We start from the raw sequence: 15,060 nt of genomic DNA on the forward strand, positions 1-15,060 counted from the left end.
GCCGGGCATCGTCACGGCGTCGGCGGCGGCGCGAGCTTCGGCTCGCCGAGCGTGAAGACCATCACGGCGCGGGTGCCCGCGCCGGCGTCGTCGTAGGCCACCGTGGTGTCGAGCTTTGACGCCATGGCCTTGATGATCGTGCGGCCGATGCCGCTCGACGCCGGCCCGGACCGCCGGCCGGCGGCTTCGGACCGGCCCACCCCGTCGTCCTCGACGGTCAGGCGGCAGGTGCGTTCCGCGTCGCCGGCGTCCAGCCGCACCCGGACCGGCCCGCTGCCGCTCGGGTACGCGTATTTCATCGCGTTGATGACGAGCTCCGTCACGATCACGCCGATCGTCACCGCGCTGTCGGCGTCGACCATCACCGGCACGGCGTCGAGCGACAGCTGCGCCACGCCCCCCGTCGCGTCGCTCGACTCGCGCAGGTCCTCGACCAGCGCCGCGAGGTAGCTGTCGAGCGCCACGGTCTTGACGTCGTCCGACGTGTAGAGCCTGCGGTGGACCTGGGCGATGGCCAGGACTCGCCGGTTGGCCTCGTTGAGGGCTTCCCGGGTTTCGGGCGAGGCTGAGCCGCCCGCCTGGAGGTGGAGGAAGGCCGCGACGAGCTGGAGCGAGTTGCCGACGCGGTGGTTCACCTCGCGCATCAGCACCTGCCGCTCGGCCGCCAGCGCCTCGAAGCGGTCGCGCGCTTCCACGATGGCCCGGTCGGCCGCCTCCTTGTCGCGGCGCAACACCACGCCGGCCACGGCCGAGCGCACAGCCGCGTCGAGGAGCTCGACGAACTCGCCCCCGACGTCCTTCACGACGTAGTCGGTCGCGCCCGCCTTCAGGGCCGAGACCGCGACGCGGCTCTCGCTGGTGCCGGTGACGAAGATCACCGGGGGCGCGTCGGGCAGGGCCCGGATGGCGTCGAGCACGTCGAGCCCGTCGCGGCCGGGCATGTAGTGGTCGAGCGCTACGGCGTCGAAGCCGCCGGCGGCGAGTCGGGCCAGGCCGGCCTCGCCGTCCTCGGCGGTCTCGACCGCGTGGCCGAGCCGGCCCAGACGGCGCTGCACGAAGCGCCCGATGGCCGGATCGTCGTCGATGTAGAGAAGCCGGTGGCCCGTCACGTTGGTGCCTGCTCGGGAAGCTGGATCACGGACAGAAACAGCCCCAGTTGCCGGATCGCCTCGGCGAAGCTCTGATAGATGAGGGGCTTCGTGATGTAAACGTTGCAGCCGAGGTCGTAGCAGCGGTCGATCTCGGCCTTGTCGTCCGTCGTGGTCAGCACGATCACCGGCGCGCGGCGGAACCGCTCGTCGGCCTTGACGCGGCTCAGGATGTCGACGCCGCTCATGTCGGGCAGGTTGAGGTCGAGCAGGATCATGAAGGGCGTGTGATGGGCGCGCGGCGCCCCGTCCGGGCCGAACAGGAACTCCACCGCCGCCGTGCCGTTCCGCAGGTGCAGGATCTCGTTCGACAGGCCGGCGCGGCGGATGTTCTTCTCGATCAGGCGCGCGTGGCCGTCGTCGTCCTCGATCATCAGGATCGTGACGGCCTGGGTCAATGCCATCATGGGCCGGTTCCGTGGGGTTCGAGCGGCAGCGTCACCGTGAAGGTGCTGCCGCGTCCTGGGGCGGAGTCGAGCGCGATGGTGCCGCCGAGCTGGCGCACCAGCGTCTTCACGTGGGCGAGGCCGATGCCGTCGCCGGGCCGGTCCTGCGCGCCGGAGCGCCGGAACAGCTCGAACACCCGGCCGTGGTCGCGCGGGTCGATCCCGCGGCCGTCGTCGGCGACCCGGACGGCGGCGCGGCCGTCCGCGACCTCGGCCGTGACCGACACGCGGCCGGGCACGCCGGGGCGCAGGTACTTCACCGCGTTGTCGACGAGGTTGGAGAAGACCTGCTCGGCGGCGATCCGGTCGACCACGAGGACCGGCATCGGCCCGACCGACAGGGTGGCGCCGGCCGACAGCGCCCGGTGGGCCACGCCGTCGACGATCGACCGCATCAGCACGCCCATGTCGACCGGCTCGGGCTGGAACACGCGCGAGCCCTGGCGCGCCAGGGTCAGAATCGCCTTGATCAGCCGGTCCATCTTGTCGATCGAGGACTGGATGAAGCCGATGGCCTCGTCGAAGTCGGCCCGCAGCGTGGGATCGGCCGCGACGGCGGACTCGGGGAAGATGTCGGCGCGCAGGCGCTGCAGCTCGGAGGTGAATCCCATGATGTTGACGAGCGGCGCCCGGAGGTCGTGGCTGACGATGTAGGCGAAGCGCTGCACCTCGGCGTTGCTTTCGCGGAGGTCGGCGGTGCGCTCGGCCACGCGCTGCTCCAGCCGGAGGTTGGCGGTGGCCAGGGCCGCCCGCGCGCGGTCGACCGCGAGGCTCGCCCGCGCCTCGACGCGGCTCTGCCGCCGCGCCAGCGCCAGGAGGCCGAAGAGCGCCAGGATCGCGGCGGCGGGGAACAGCAGGAAACCCCACAGCCAGGCGCGCCAGCCGGCCTCCACCGCCGCCTCGCTGTAGCTCACCGTGAGGTAGACCGGCAGGTCGCCGACGCGCTGGTAGAAGCCGAGCCGCTCGGGCGCGGGGTCGTAGAGGCCGGCGACGGGCCGAGCCGCGACCGCCGCGCTCAGCGCGGGCAGCGACGTCGGCGCGATGGGCGGCACCTCGGGCAGGCGCACCAGCACCTGCCCGCCGCCGGGGCGGACCAGCGCCACATGGGCGTCGTTGGCCAGCTCCAGGCGGCGCCAGTATGTCAGGAAGTAGTCGAGGTCCGCCGTGGCGGCGGCCATGCCGCGGAATCGCCCGTCGGCTCCGACCAGCCGCCGCGCGATGAGGAAGGACGGCTTGCCGCTGACCTTGCCGACGATGGGGTCGCCGAGGATGAGGCCCTCGGCCCCGCCGCGCACCGCCGCGAAGGCCGGCCGGTCGACCAACGACACCTGCGGCACCGGGAAGGCCAGCGTGGCGGCCCGCAGGCGGCCGTCGGCGTCGGCGAGGACGAGGTCGCGGATGTAGGGCAGGACGTCGGACGTGGCCCTCAGCTCGTCGTGCAGCGAGCGCGACGCTTCCGCCTCGTCCCAGGGCATGTCGCTGAGCGACAGGGTGGCGGTGCGGAGCGCGAGGTCGCTCACCTCGAACAGGCGCGACGCGTGGTCGGCCAGCGAGAAGGCCGCGCCCTGGGCGGAGGCGCGCGCCTCGCGGAAGGCGATCTGGCGCTCGTGCGCGGCGATGTAGCCGGCCGTGCCGAGGATGAAGGCGAGCCCGCAGGCGCCGAGCACGAGGATGATGCGGCCCGACGCGGAGCGCGGACGGCGCAACGCCGGAGGGGCGGCCCAGCGCTTCAGCACGGCTTCGCGGCGGGTCCGGGGAGTGGGGGATGGGACAAGGGCGCTTTCCGGTCCGATGCGGGCCCGTGTCCTACCAGCTTCCGCGGCTCCGCCCAATCGGGCTCGCCGCGCGCCGTCCACCGCCGAACCATCCGCGTCGTCTTGACAGTGTCATCCGTGCCGCCTAGGTCAGGGGCGCGCTCTGGCACTCTCCCCGGATGAGTGCTAACAGCGGCACAGGATCAGGTTCTGCGCAACGGCGACCCGCATAGCACGGCCGCCCCGCTCCACGAACAGGAAGGTCTCCATGAATTTCCGTCCCCTGCACGACCGCGTGGTCGTCAAGCGTCTCGAAGGCGAAGAGAAGACCAAGGGCGGCATCATCATCCCGGACACCGCCAAGGAGAAGCCCCAGGAAGGCGAGATCGTCGCCGTGGGCCCCGGCGGCCGGGACGAGAGCGGCAAGCTTACCCCCCTCGACGTGAAGGCCGGCGACAAGGTGCTGTTCGGCAAGTGGTCCGGCACCGAGGTCAAGATCGACGGCCAGGATCTCCTCATCATGAAGGAGAGCGACATCATGGGCGTGGTCGGCTGAGCCTTCCGGTTCCCATCACGCTGAACCCCCGAACCAGGAGCTGACAGAATGGCTGCCAAGGAAGTACGCTTCTCCTCCGACGCCCGCGCCAAGATGCTGCGCGGCGTCGACATCCTCGCCGACGCCGTCAAGGTCACGCTGGGCCCGAAGGGCCGCAACGTCGTGATCGACAAGAGCTTCGGCGCGCCCCGCATCACCAAGGACGGTGTGACGGTCGCCAAGGAGATCGAGCTCGACGACAAGTTCGAGAACATGGGCGCCCAGATGGTGCGCGAAGTGGCCTCGAAGACCAACGACAAGGCCGGCGACGGCACCACCACCGCGACCGTCCTGGCCCAGGCCATCGTGCGCGAGGGCTCCAAGTACGTCGCGGCCGGCATCAACCCGATGGACCTGAAGCGCGGCGTCGACATGGCCGTCGAGGCGGCCATCAAGGACATCAAGGCCCGCGCCAAGAAGATCGCCTCATCGGACGAGGTCGCCCAGGTCGGCACCATCTCGGCCAACGGCGACAAGTCGATCGGCGAGATGATCTCGCAGGCCATGCAGAAGGTCGGCAACGAGGGCGTGATCACCGTTGAGGAGGCCAAGACCTCCGAGACCGAGCTCGACGTCGTCGAGGGCATGCAGTTCGACCGCGGCTACCTCAGCCCCTACTTCATCACCAACGCCGAGAAGATGGTCGCCGAGCTCGACGACCCCTACATCCTGATCCACGAGAAGAAGCTGTCGTCGCTGCAGGCGATGCTGCCGGTGCTCGAGGCCGTGGTGCAGACCGGCAAGCCGCTGGTGATCGTGGCCGAGGACGTCGAGGGCGAGGCGCTGGCCACCCTGGTGGTCAACAAGCTGCGCGGCGGCCTCAAGGTCGCGGCCGTCAAGGCTCCGGGCTTCGGCGACCGCCGCAAGGCCATGCTGGAAGACATCGCGATCCTGACCTCCGGCCAGATGATCTCCGAGGAGCTCGGCATCAAGCTCGAGTCCGTCACCCTGCCGATGCTCGGCCGCGCCAAGCGCATCCGCATCGACAAGGAGAACACCACGGTCATCGACGGCTCCGGCAAGAAGGAGGACATCGACGCCCGCATCGCCCAGATCAAGGCGCAGATCGAGGAGACCACCTCGGACTACGACCGTGAGAAGCTCCAGGAGCGCCTGGCCAAGCTCGCGGGCGGCGTCGCGGTGATCCGCGTCGGCGGCTCGACCGAGGTCGAGGTGAAGGAGAAGAAGGACCGCGTCGACGACGCCCTCAACGCCACCCGCGCGGCGGTCGAGGAAGGTATCGTCCCCGGCGGCGGCACCGCTCTCCTCCGCGCCAAGAAGGCCGTGCTGGCGCTGAAGAGCGACATCCCGGACGTGCAGTCGGGCATCAACCTCGTCGCCAAGGCGCTGGAAGCCCCGATCCGTCAGATCGTCGAGAACGCCGGCGTCGAGGGTTCGACCGTCGTGTTCAAGCTCGGCGAGAACTCCTCCGAGACCTACGGCTTCAACGCCCAGACGGAAGAGTACGTGGACATGATCACGGCCGGCATCGTCGACCCGGCGAAGGTCGTCCGCACGGCCCTGCAGGACGCGGCCTCGGTCGCCGGCCTGCTGATCACCACCGAGGCGATGGTGGCCGAGCTGCCGAAGGACAAGCCCGCCATGCCGATGGGCGGCGGCGGCGGCGGCATGGGCGGCATGGACTTCTGAGAAGTCCAGGCACCCGGCCCCAAGGCTGAGATGGGAGACACCCCCGGAGCGATCCGGGGGTGTCTTCGTTCATCGGTGGCTTTGGCCGGGGCGTGCTCGACCGCCCTCATCCTGAGCAGGGCGTGGAGCGCCCGCGTCCTTCGACGCGGCCCTTCGGGCCGGCTCAGGATGAGGAAGGGTGGAGATTTCCTGTCGCCAGTCTCTCGTGGCTCGCGTTCGGGTGCGGCGCCGAGAGGCCGACTACGCCTAATTCGTCACGTCCCGCAGAACGTCCGGTATGCGCCCGTGTCGAACGCCGGCGGGTCGGCGTAGGCGGCGTATTCCGGCTGGTCGTCGAACGGGCGCGACAGCACCCTGCCGAGCTGCTCGAAGGGTCCGTAGTCGCCCTCGGCGACCGCCGCCGCGATGGCCTCCTCGACGCGGTGGTTGCGCGGGATGAAGGCCGGGTTGGCGGCCCGCATCGCCGCGCGCCGCGCCGCGCCGTCCATGGCCTCGCCGCCCAGCCTGTCGCGCCAGCGGCCGGCCCAGTCGTCGTAGGCCGTGGGATCGATGAAGAGGTCGCGGACCTCCCGGTCCCGCTCGGGATCGGCGGCGGCGTCGCACAGGCGCCGGAACGTCAGGGTGAAGTCCGCCTTGCCGGCCGCCATCCGGTCGAGCAGATCCCCGACGAGCGTCTCGTCGCCCTCCGCCGGCGTCATGAGCCCCAGCTTGCGCCCGAAGCCGTCGCGATGCGCGGCGAGATAAGCGGGGGCGAAGCCCGTGAGGGACGCCTCGGCGGCCGCCACCGCCTCCTCGCCCTCGCCGAGCAGCGGCAGCAGGCATTCGGCGAGGCGCGTGAGGTTCCACAGCGCGATGCCGGGCTGGTTGCCGTAGGCGTAGCGGCCGCCGCGGTCGATGGAGCTGAAGAAGGTCTCGGGCCCGTAGGCGTCCATGAAGGCGCAGGGTCCGTAGTCGATGGTTTCGCCCGAGATCGACATGTTGTCGGTGTTCATCACGCCGTGGATGAAGCCGACCTCCATCCACCGCGCGACGAGGCGGGCCTGCCGCGCGACAACGCCGTCGAGGAAGGCGCGGTAGGGCTGCGCGGCCCCGGCCGCGTCGGGGTCGTGGCGCGCCATGGCGTGGTCGGCGAGCCGCCGCACCGATTCCGTATCGCCGCGGGCCGCGAAGAACTGGAAGGTGCCGATGCGGATGTGGCTCGCCGCCACCCGGACCAGGACGGCGCCGGGCAGCTCCGTCTCGCGCAGCACGGTCTCGCCCGTCCGCAGCGCCGCGAGGGCTCGCGTGGTCGGGATGCCGAGCGCCGCCATGGCTTCGCTGACGAGGTATTCGCGGAGCACGGGCCCGAGCGCCGCCCGGCCGTCCCCGCCGCGGGAGAAGGGTGTCGTGCCCGAGCCCTTGAGCTGGATGTCGTGCCGGCGGCCGTCCGGGCCGATCACCTCGCCGAGCAGCACCGCCCGCCCGTCGCCGAGCCGGGGCGTGAAGCCGCCGAACTGGTGGCCCGCGTAGGCGGTGGCGATGGGCTCCGAGCCGGGGGCGAGCCGCTTGCCCGCGAGGATCTCGACGCCCTCGGGCATTTCGAGCTCGCCGGCGTCGAGCCCGAGCTCCCCGGCGAGCGGCCGGTTCAGCGCGATCAGCCGCGGGTCACGCGCGCTCGACGGCAGCACGCGGGCGTGGAAGGCGTCGGGCAGCCGGGCGTAGGAATTGTCGAAGTTGAAATGCGCCGTCATGGACGGTCTCGCTCCATCGGCCGGCCCGCCCCGGCGAAGCGGCGATGCGGCTCGCCCCGGCCGGACCGCGGGCGGCCCCATCGGGGGTGCAACGGCTCCCGCCCGCCGGAGGTTGCCCATGAGGGCAGGGGCGATCTCGCGGCGTCCCGCGCCGCATCGCCTTGTCGCGGCCGTGCCCCTTCCGCTACGGTCATGCCGCACCGCGAAGGGGACCCATGCGCGTTCTGGGCATAGAGACGACCTGTGACGAATCCGCCGCCAGCGTGGTCGCCACGCGCGACGAGGGCGGCGGCGACATCCTGTCGAACGAGGTCATGAGCCAGATCGCCGACCACGCGGCCTTCGGCGGGGTCGTGCCCGAGATCGCGGCCCGCGCCCACGTCGAGGTGATCGACCGCCTCGTCGAGCGCGCGCTCAGTCGCGCCAAGCTGCGGCTCGACCAGCTCGACGGCATCGCGGCCGCGGCCGGCCCGGGCCTCGTCGGCGGCGTCATGGTGGGGCTCACCACCGGCAAGGCGCTGGCCCTGGCCCTGCGCAAGCCGCTCGTCGCCGTGAACCACCTCGAAGGCCACGCCCTCACGGCGCGCCTGACCGACGGCGTGCCCTTCCCCTACCTGCTGCTGCTCGTGTCGGGCGGCCACACGCAGCTCATCGCGGTGCGCGGCATCGGCGACTACAAGCGCCTCGGCACCACGGTCGACGACGCGGTGGGCGAGGCCTTCGACAAGACCGCCAAGCTGCTCGGCCTGCCCTATCCCGGCGGCCCCTCGGTCGAGCGCGCCGCGGCGGGGGGCGACCCCGCGCGGTTCAGGCTGCCCCGCCCCATGCTGGGGCGCACGAAGCCCGACTTCTCGTTGTCCGGCCTCAAGACCGCCGTGCGGCTCGAAGCCGAGCGCGCCGCGCCGCTCACCGCCAAGGACGTGTCGGACCTCTGCGCCGGGTTCCAGGCCGCGGCCGTCGACGTTCTGATCGACCGCACCCGCGCGGCGCTGCGCCAGTTCCGCGACGCGGCGGGCCGGCCGAGCGCCATCGTGGTGGCGGGCGGCGTGGCGTCGAACCTGTCGGTGCGCAGCGCCTTCGTGCGCTTCGCGGGCGAGAGCGGCATCCGCCTCGTGCTGCCGCCGCCGATCCTGTGCACCGACAACGGCGCCATGATCGCCTGGGCCGGCATCGAGCGGCTGCAGCTCGGCCTCGTGGACGACCTCACCTCGCCGCCGCGCCCGCGCTGGCCGCTCGACCCCGACGCGGAGCGGGCTCCCGGCGGGCGCGCCTGATGGCCTTCGACCGCATCGCCGTGCTGGGCGCGGGCGCCTGGGGCACGGCGCTCGCCACGGTGGCGGCGCGGCCCGGCCGCCGCGTGACGCTGTGGAGCCGCGACCCCGCCGAGGCCGCCGCGATGGCGGACGCCCGCGAGAACAGCCGCTCGCTGCCGGGCGTGCGCCTCGACGACGCGATCGTTCCCACCGCGTCTCACGACGACCTCGCCGCGGCGGACCTCGTGCTGCTCGTCGTGCCGGCGCAGCACCTGCGCGCGACCCTCGACGCCCTGCCTCCCTTCGGGCCCGGCGTGCCGGTGGTGCTCTGTGCCAAGGGCATCGAAGCCGGCACGGGCCTCCTGATGAGCGAGGTGCTCGCGGCCCGCCGCCCCGGCCACCCCGCCGCGGCGCTGTCCGGCCCGAGCTTCGCCGCCGACGTCGGGCGCGGGCGGCCCACCGCCGTCACGGTGGCGGCCGAGGACGGCGGCCTCGCCCGCCGGGTCGCGGAAGCGCTGGCGAAGCCTGCCTTCCGCCCCTACCACGCGGACGACCTGCGCGGCGTCGAGATCGGCGGCGCCGCCAAGAACGTGCTCGCCATCGCCTGCGGGGTCGCGGCCGGCATGGACCTCGGCGCCAGCGCCTCTGCGGCGCTGATCGCGCGCGGCTTCGCCGAACTCGGCCGCTTCGGCCGCGCATCCGGCGCGCGGGCGGAGACGCTGATGGGCCTGTCGGGTCTCGGCGACCTCGTGCTCACCTGCGCCTCGGTCCAGTCGCGCAACTTCGCCTTCGGGCGCGCGCTCGGCCTCGGCGAAGCGCTGGAGGCGGCCGGGGCCGGCCGCCTCGCCGAAGGCGTCGCCACCGCGCCGGTGCTGGTGCGGCTCGCGCGCGAGCGCGGGGTCGACATGCCGGTGGCCGAGGCCGTGGCGGCGCTGGTCGCCGGGCGGACCACCCCCGCGGCGGCGCTCGACGCGCTCTTGTCGCGCCCGTCGCGCGCCGAAGCCGGCGACTGAGCCGGCCTTCCCTTCCCTGCGAACCGATCGGAGTTGAGACGCCATGGCCCGTTGGCTGGTGAAGAGCGAACCCGCGAAATGGTCCTTCGCCCAGCAGGTCGAGGCCGGCGAGGCGGGCACGTTCTGGAACGGCGTGCGCAACCACGTCGCCAAGCAGCACCTCATGGCCATGCGGGTGGGCGACCAGTGCTTCTTCTACCACTCCAACGAGGGCAAGGCGGTGGTCGGCATCGTCGAGGTCATCAAGCCCTACTACCCCGACCACACGGACGAGACCGGCAAGTTCGGCATGGTGGACGTGAAGGCCGTGCGCGACCTCCCGCCCGTGACGCTGGAGCGCATCAAGCGCGACCCGCGCCTTGCCGAGATGGTGCTGGTCAAGAACTCGCGCATGTCGGTGCAGCCCGTCACCGAGGCGGAGTGGGACGTCGTGCTGGAACTGGCGGAGGCCTGACGCGCGTTGCGCCGCCCCGGAGGCTGCCGCACACTGTCCGCTCGATCGTTGGTCGGATCTGCATGAGCCTCACGCCGCAGGACATCGCGCGTCGCCGACGCGCGAAGCGCTCGAACGAGCAGGTCAAACTGCTCGCGACATTTTTGAACAACTTGGCCGTTGGCACGTCGGTCGGCGCGATCCTCGTGCCGCTGGCCAGCGAACGACCGGTTTCGCCCCACATCTTCGCAATTTGGATTCCGGTCGCACTCCTCCTACATGTCGCGGCACAAGTCGCATGCGCTTTCCTGCTTCGATCCGAGGATTGAGCGATGTCGGATTTCGTCCTGTATGGTTGGCCGGTGTTGGCCCTTACGATCGCAGCTTGCGGCTTGGGTTATTTCTGGTGGCAGTCGCGTCGCCTGGATCGGCTCGACGCGCGCGAAGCTGCGGAGGCCACTCGCTTGATGGGCAACCCGCCTCATCCACGATGATGGCTGATGCGGGAGGGTTCAGGCTTGGCCGTAAGCCGGTTCATCGCGGCTCATGACGGCGCCGTTGGGCTCCGAGACAGATCGAAAGTCATGGCCTTTGTCGCGATCCAGAGCTTGAGGATGTCGAGGACCGTGTTCGGTCGATCTGCACTGGGCGTGGCCGCGATGCTGCCCGCGGCGTCGCCCGCCACTGCCACGGCTCGCGAGTGTTCGCCGGCGCGGTGCCTCCTCGTCAATCCGTGACACCTCCGCCTGGCCACAGCGACGCTCGCCGTCGCCGTCGCGCCCGGCCTGACCTTCGCGACACCCTTCACGGTCGTGGCCGAAGACACCGCCCCCATGGTCCGCGTGCCGCACGATATCGCGCAGGCGGCGCCTGCGACGAACGTGCCGACGTCGTCCGATCCACCGACAGTACGCCGTGCGGGCAGGCCTGCACGCGTAGCTCGGTCCTGCGCGGGGGGTGCGCGCCCGTCGATTGTTCCGGCTCAGATGAACTTCAGCGCCTTCAGGCTGCTGTGCCCGTGCTTGCCGACGATCAGGTGGTCGTGCACCGCGATGCCCATCGGCTTGGCGATGGCGATGATCTCGTGCGTCATGCGGATGTCGGCGGTCGAGGGCGTCGGGTCGCCGGACGGGTGGTTGTGGACCAGCACCAGCGCGGTCGAGCCGAGCTCCAGCGCGCGGCGCACCACCTCGCGCGGGTAGACCGGCGTGTGGTCCACCGTGCCGCGCCCCTGCACCTCGTCGCCGATCAGCATGTTGCGCTTGTCGAGGAACAGGATGCGGAACTCCTCGCGGTCGCTGAACGCCATGGCGGTGCGGCAATAGTCCAGCACCTCGGTCCAGGAGCCCAGCGTCCTGCGGGCCTTCACGGCCCCCTTGGTCAGGCGGCGCGCCGCGGCTTCCACGATCTTGAGGTCGGTGATGGCGGATTCGCCGAGGCCCGCGATCTCGCGCAGGCGCTCGGGCCGAGCCGCGATCGTCTCGGCGAAGGAGCCGAAGCGGGCGATCATGGCCTTGGCGAGGGGTTTGACGTCGCGCCGCGGGATGGCGCGGAACAGGATCAGCTCGAGCAGCTCGTAGTCCGCCACGGCGGCGTCGCCCGCGGCGTTGAAGCGCTCGCGCAGGCGGTCGCGGTGGCCGGCGTGGGACGGCTCGGCGGGCTTCGCACCGCCGGCCTTGGCCTCGCCGAAGCCGCCCTCGCCGTCCGGACTCACGGCTTGGCGAAGGGCGGGTGGTGGAGGCCCGCCGGCGACAGCGTGAAGATCTCGCAGCCCGCCTCGGTGACCCCCACCGTGTGCTCGAACTGGGCCGACAGCGAACGGTCGCGCGTCACCGCCGTCCAGCCGTCGCCGAGCACCTTCACGTGGGGACGGCCGAGGTTCACCATGGGCTCCACGGTGAAGAACATGCCGGGCTTCAGCACCACGCCCTCGCCCCGCCGGCCGTAGTGCAGGATGTTGGGCTCGTCGTGGAACAGCCGCCCGATGCCGTGGCCGCAGAACTCGCGCACGATGGTGCAGCGCTCGCCCTCGGCATAGTCCTGGATGGCGGCGCCGATGTCGCCCGTGGTGGCGCCGGGCTTCACGGCCGCGACGCCGATCATCAGGGCCTCGTAGGTGACCTCGATCAGCCGCGCGGCGCGGCGCGGGATCTCGCCCACCGCGTACATGCGCGACGAGTCGCCGTGCCAGCCGTCCACGATCAGCGTCGCGTCGATGTTGACGATGTCGCCCTCGCGCAGCGGCTTGTCGTCCGGGATGCCGTGGCACACGACGTGGTTGATCGAGGTGCAGATCGACTTGGTGTAGCCGCGGTAGTCGAGCGTGGCCGGGAAGGCGTCGTTCGCGATAGCGAAGTCGAACAGCAGGCGGTCGAGCGTGTTGGTGGTCACGCCGGGGCGGACGTGCTCGGTCAGCATGTCGAGCGACTCCGCCGCGAGCCGCCCGGCCCGCCGCATGCCCTCGAAGGCGGCCGCGTCGTGGATCTTGATCTGGCCGTTCTTGCGGCTCGGCGATGTCGATGCTTCGACGAAGGTCATGGAGGCCCGGCGGCTGAGGGTTGCCCGAAGCCCGTTGGGGCGTGGCACCGAAGATAGGGCATCGGGCTCTCCGGTACAAACGCCGCGAGCGGCCTCGCCGCTTGCCAAGCCCGGCCGCTTGCCAAGCCCGGCCGCTTGCGGGAGGAAGGGCCCATGACGGTCCCCGCTACCAACGACCTATCGGCCTACGGCCGCCACGCGCCGCGCGGCTGGCTCGCCGGGCTGGTGCGAACCGCGCGGCGCTGCGGCACGGACTGGGCCGGCCGCCGCCTCGCCTTCGCGCTCCGGGCGGTCGGCGTGCGCGCGCTCGGCGACCGGCCGCTCGACGTCGAGTCCTTCGGGCTCCGCCTGCGCCTCTACCCGGGCCACAACGTCGCCGAGAAGAACCTGCTGTTCACCCCGCAGTACTTCGACCCCGAGGAGCGCCGCTTCCTGGCGGAGCGGCTCGGCGCCGGCTTCACCTTCGTCGACGTCGGCGCCAACGTCGGCGGCTACGCGCTCTTCGCCGCGACGCTGGGCGGCCCGGCCGCGCGCATCCTCGCCGTGGAGCCCCAGGCCGACATCTTCGAGCGCCTGAGCTTCAACATCCGGCAGAACCACTTCACCACCGTGAAGGCGCTGGAACTCGCCGTGGCCGACCGCGACGGCGAGATCACGCTCTTCGTCGACGCGAAGAACAAGGGCGAGACCTCCATGCGCCTCGTCGGCACACACGGGCCGGGCGCCTCGGTCCGGGTGCCGGCCCGGTCGCTGCGCAGCCTGATCGAGGAGGAGGGCTTCGCCCGCCTCGACTGCGTGAAGCTCGACGTCGAGGGCGCGGAGGACCTGATCCTCGAAGCCTTCTTCCGCGACGCGCCGGCTTCGCTGTGGCCGCGCCTCCTCATCGTCGAGGACGCGCCGGGCCGCTGGGCCATCGACCTCCCGGCGCTCATCGCCTCGCAGGGCTACAGGGTCGCGCTGAAGACGCGCACCAACATCATCTACGGGCGCGAGCCCGCCCCCGGAGCCTGACCATGCCTCGATCCGTCACGGCCGCCGTCCTGGTCATCGGCGACGAGATCCTGTCGGGCCGCACCAAGGACAAGAACATCGGCACGATCGCCGACCACCTGTCCGCCATGGGCATCGACCTTTCCGAGGTCCGCATCGTGCTGGACGTGGAGGCCGAGATCGTGGCGGCGGTGAACGCGCTCCGGGCGCGCTACACCTACGTCTTCACCACCGGCGGCATCGGCCCGACCCACGACGACATCACCGCCGACGCCGTGGCGGCCGCCTTCGGGGTCGGCATCGGCGAGCACCCGGAGGCGATCCGCATGCTGCTGGAGCGCATCAGGCCGGAGGACCTCAACGAGGCGCGCCGCCGCATGGCGCGCATCCCGGACGGGGCGGAGCTGATCCGCAACGACGTGTCCAAGGCGCCGGGCTTCCGGATCGGAAACGTGATCGTGATGGCGGGCGTACCGGCCATCATGCGCAACATGCTCGACAACGTGACCCCCAGCCTCGAAGGCGGCACCCGCATGGTGGCCGAGTCGATCGACGCCGAGGGCCTGCCCGAGGGCGCCTACGCGGCCGGCCTCGGCGCGCTCGCCGAGGCGCATCCCGGCGTGTCGATCGGCTCCTACCCGTCCTTCTCGCCGGACGGCTTCCGCAATCAGATCGTCGTGCGCGGCAAGGATGCGGCGCTGGTCTCGGCGGCGCGGGACGCGGTGGTGGCGATGCTGGCCGGGCTCAAGGGCGACGGGGTGCCGGCGTGAGGAGGATGGAGCGATGAGCGGACCAGGCGACAAGGCCTTCCCGGTCTCCTGGGACCAGTTCCACCGCGACTGCAGGGCGCTGGCCTGGCGCCTGTCGGCGGCGGGCCCCTTCGACGCCCTCGTGGCGATCACCCGCGGCGGCCTCGTGCCCGCCGCCATCGTGGCGCGCGAACTCGGCATCCGCACCATCGAGACCGTGTGCATCGCGAGCTACCACGACTACGCCCACCAGGGCGGCCTGCAGGTGCTGAAGGGCGTCTCCGAGGCGGTGCTGTCGCTCGGCGCCGACGCGAAGGTGCTCGTTATCGACGACCTCGTCGACACCGGCAAGACCGCGCGCGAGGTGCGCGACATGCTGCCCCGCGCGCATTTCGCGACCATCTACGCCAAGCCGCTCGGCCGCCCCCTGGTCGACACCTTCATCACCGAGGTGAGCCAGGACACCTGGATCTACTTCCCCTGGGACATGGGCCTGAGCTTTCAGGAGCCGCTCGCCAAGGGTCAGCGGGGGTAGGCGGAGCCGGCGTAGGGCTTCGGCCGCTCCACGAGCGCCAGTGGGTGTAGGTAAGCTCGCGTCGCCCGCGACGCCCCTCGCCGATCACCATGGTGGCCCGTCTCGGCTTCCTGCTCCGGCGCATCGCTGTGGCCCTCAGCGACCCCTCGGCAGCGCCCGAGGACGGATGGATCGGGGCCGGAACGCCAGACCAGACGCGCACCTCCGGGACCCGGTCATGCGCTCG

15 protein-coding genes are annotated in these 15,060 nt (G+C 71.7%); 9 read left to right on the top strand and 6 right to left on the bottom strand.

The genetic code is table 11. From position 1 onward, the window contains the following. Positions 1–11 precede the first annotated feature (11 nt). The 3 genes from L7N97_RS22855 to L7N97_RS22865 are packed head-to-tail and all read right to left on the bottom strand — an operon-like array spanning position 12 to position 3,330. On the bottom strand, positions 12–1,109 hold the full coding sequence (locus L7N97_RS22855) for a sensor histidine kinase (protein ID WP_237480562.1): 1,098 nt from the start codon (positions 1,107–1,109) through the stop codon (positions 12–14). Next, positions 1,106–1,552, bottom strand: a complete 447-nt coding sequence (locus tag L7N97_RS22860; RefSeq protein ID WP_305069274.1) for a response regulator — start codon at positions 1,550–1,552, stop codon at positions 1,106–1,108. Before L7N97_RS22860 ends, L7N97_RS22855 begins: the two co-directional genes overlap by 4 nt. Next, positions 1,552–3,330, bottom strand: a complete 1,779-nt coding sequence (locus tag L7N97_RS22865; protein ID WP_237480563.1) for a sensor histidine kinase — start codon at positions 3,328–3,330, stop codon at positions 1,552–1,554. The genes L7N97_RS22860 and L7N97_RS22865 overlap by 1 nt, the downstream gene beginning before the upstream one ends. A 286-nt stretch (positions 3,331–3,616) precedes the next feature. Here L7N97_RS22865 and groES point away from each other — a divergent pair, with 286 nt between their 5' ends. Further along, positions 3,617–3,904, top strand: coding sequence for a co-chaperone GroES (groES, locus tag L7N97_RS22870; protein WP_129226907.1), 288 nt, complete (start codon positions 3,617–3,619; stop codon positions 3,902–3,904). Between the two features lie 48 nt (positions 3,905–3,952). Further along, complete coding sequence (gene groL, locus L7N97_RS22875; RefSeq protein WP_237480564.1) at positions 3,953–5,593, top strand: chaperonin GroEL; 1,641 nt, start codon at positions 3,953–3,955, stop codon at positions 5,591–5,593. Between the two features lie 254 nt (positions 5,594–5,847). On the opposite strand, the gene L7N97_RS22880 is transcribed toward groL, so the two are convergent. Then, the gene (locus L7N97_RS22880) at positions 5,848–7,323 is read right to left on the bottom strand and encodes a protein adenylyltransferase SelO (protein ID WP_237480565.1); all 1,476 of its coding nucleotides are present in this window, start codon (positions 7,321–7,323) and stop codon (positions 5,848–5,850) included. A 215-nt stretch (positions 7,324–7,538) separates the two neighbouring features. Between L7N97_RS22880 and tsaD the strand changes: the two genes are divergently transcribed. The 4 genes from tsaD (at position 7,539) to L7N97_RS22900 (ending at position 10,351) form a co-directional block, all read left to right on the top strand. Continuing rightward, positions 7,539–8,597, top strand: a complete 1,059-nt coding sequence (gene tsaD / locus L7N97_RS22885; protein WP_237480566.1) for a tRNA (adenosine(37)-N6)-threonylcarbamoyltransferase complex transferase subunit TsaD — start codon at positions 7,539–7,541, stop codon at positions 8,595–8,597. Next, positions 8,597–9,589, top strand: a complete 993-nt coding sequence (locus L7N97_RS22890) for an NAD(P)H-dependent glycerol-3-phosphate dehydrogenase (RefSeq protein ID WP_237480567.1) — start codon at positions 8,597–8,599, stop codon at positions 9,587–9,589. The genes tsaD and L7N97_RS22890 overlap by 1 nt, the downstream gene beginning before the upstream one ends. 43 nt (positions 9,590–9,632) lie before the next feature. Next, positions 9,633–10,043: an EVE domain-containing protein gene (locus tag L7N97_RS22895; RefSeq protein ID WP_237480568.1), complete on the top strand. Its 411-nt coding sequence runs from the start codon at positions 9,633–9,635 to the stop codon at positions 10,041–10,043. 62 nt (positions 10,044–10,105) lie between these two features. Then, positions 10,106–10,351 (top strand): hypothetical protein, encoded by a 246-nt coding sequence (locus tag L7N97_RS22900; RefSeq protein ID WP_237480569.1) that lies wholly within the window; start codon positions 10,106–10,108, stop codon positions 10,349–10,351. A gap of 653 nt (positions 10,352–11,004) precedes the next feature. Here the strand turns inward: L7N97_RS22900 and radC are convergent. Then, positions 11,005–11,736, bottom strand: coding sequence for a RadC family protein (radC, locus tag L7N97_RS22905; RefSeq protein ID WP_237480570.1), 732 nt, complete (start codon positions 11,734–11,736; stop codon positions 11,005–11,007). Next, positions 11,733–12,560 carry a type I methionyl aminopeptidase gene (gene map / locus L7N97_RS22910; protein ID WP_237480571.1) on the bottom strand — a complete coding sequence of 276 codons (828 nt, stop codon included), beginning with the start codon at positions 12,558–12,560 and terminating at the stop codon, positions 11,733–11,735. The genes radC and map overlap by 4 nt, the downstream gene beginning before the upstream one ends. Before the next feature lie 153 nt (positions 12,561–12,713). On the opposite strand from map, the gene L7N97_RS22915 reads away from it, so the two are divergent. Genes L7N97_RS22915 through gpt form a run of 3 tightly spaced genes read left to right on the top strand, consistent with a single transcriptional unit; the run spans position 12,714 to position 14,834 of the window. Beyond that, positions 12,714–13,571, top strand: coding sequence for an FkbM family methyltransferase (locus tag L7N97_RS22915; protein ID WP_237480572.1), 858 nt, complete (start codon positions 12,714–12,716; stop codon positions 13,569–13,571). A gap of 2 nt (positions 13,572–13,573) precedes the next feature. After that, positions 13,574–14,320: a competence/damage-inducible protein A gene (locus tag L7N97_RS22920; RefSeq protein ID WP_237480573.1), complete on the top strand. Its 747-nt coding sequence runs from the start codon at positions 13,574–13,576 to the stop codon at positions 14,318–14,320. Between the two features lie 13 nt (positions 14,321–14,333). Beyond that, the gene (gene gpt, locus L7N97_RS22925) at positions 14,334–14,834 is read left to right on the top strand and encodes a xanthine phosphoribosyltransferase (protein WP_237480574.1); all 501 of its coding nucleotides are present in this window, start codon (positions 14,334–14,336) and stop codon (positions 14,832–14,834) included. Positions 14,835–15,060: the final 226 nt, after the last annotated feature.

The sequence above is a fragment of the Lichenibacterium dinghuense genome (assembly GCF_021730615.1).
Classification (GTDB): domain Bacteria; phylum Pseudomonadota; class Alphaproteobacteria; order Rhizobiales; family Beijerinckiaceae; genus Lichenihabitans; species Lichenihabitans dinghuensis.

Excerpts from the sequence above, each read along its gene's own strand:
- groL (WP_237480564.1), top strand. The coding sequence starts at position 3,953 with ATGGCTGCCAAGGAAGTACGCTTCTCCTCCGACGCCCGCGCCAAGATG.
- L7N97_RS22915 (WP_237480572.1), top strand. The coding sequence starts at position 12,714 with ATGACGGTCCCCGCTACCAACGACCTATCGGCCTACGGCCGCCACGCG.
- L7N97_RS22900 (WP_237480569.1), top strand. The coding sequence starts at position 10,106 with ATGAGCCTCACGCCGCAGGACATCGCGCGTCGCCGACGCGCGAAGCGC.
- L7N97_RS22890 (WP_237480567.1), top strand. The coding sequence starts at position 8,597 with ATGGCCTTCGACCGCATCGCCGTGCTGGGCGCGGGCGCCTGGGGCACG.
- L7N97_RS22860 (WP_305069274.1), bottom strand. The coding sequence starts at position 1,552 with ATGGCATTGACCCAGGCCGTCACGATCCTGATGATCGAGGACGACGAC.
- L7N97_RS22895 (WP_237480568.1), top strand. The coding sequence starts at position 9,633 with ATGGCCCGTTGGCTGGTGAAGAGCGAACCCGCGAAATGGTCCTTCGCC.
- groES (WP_129226907.1), top strand. The coding sequence starts at position 3,617 with ATGAATTTCCGTCCCCTGCACGACCGCGTGGTCGTCAAGCGTCTCGAA.
- L7N97_RS22920 (WP_237480573.1), top strand. The coding sequence starts at position 13,574 with ATGCCTCGATCCGTCACGGCCGCCGTCCTGGTCATCGGCGACGAGATC.
- gpt (WP_237480574.1), top strand. The coding sequence starts at position 14,334 with ATGAGCGGACCAGGCGACAAGGCCTTCCCGGTCTCCTGGGACCAGTTC.
- map (WP_237480571.1), bottom strand. The coding sequence starts at position 12,560 with ATGACCTTCGTCGAAGCATCGACATCGCCGAGCCGCAAGAACGGCCAG.
- L7N97_RS22880 (WP_237480565.1), bottom strand. The coding sequence starts at position 7,323 with ATGACGGCGCATTTCAACTTCGACAATTCCTACGCCCGGCTGCCCGAC.
- tsaD (WP_237480566.1), top strand. The coding sequence starts at position 7,539 with ATGCGCGTTCTGGGCATAGAGACGACCTGTGACGAATCCGCCGCCAGC.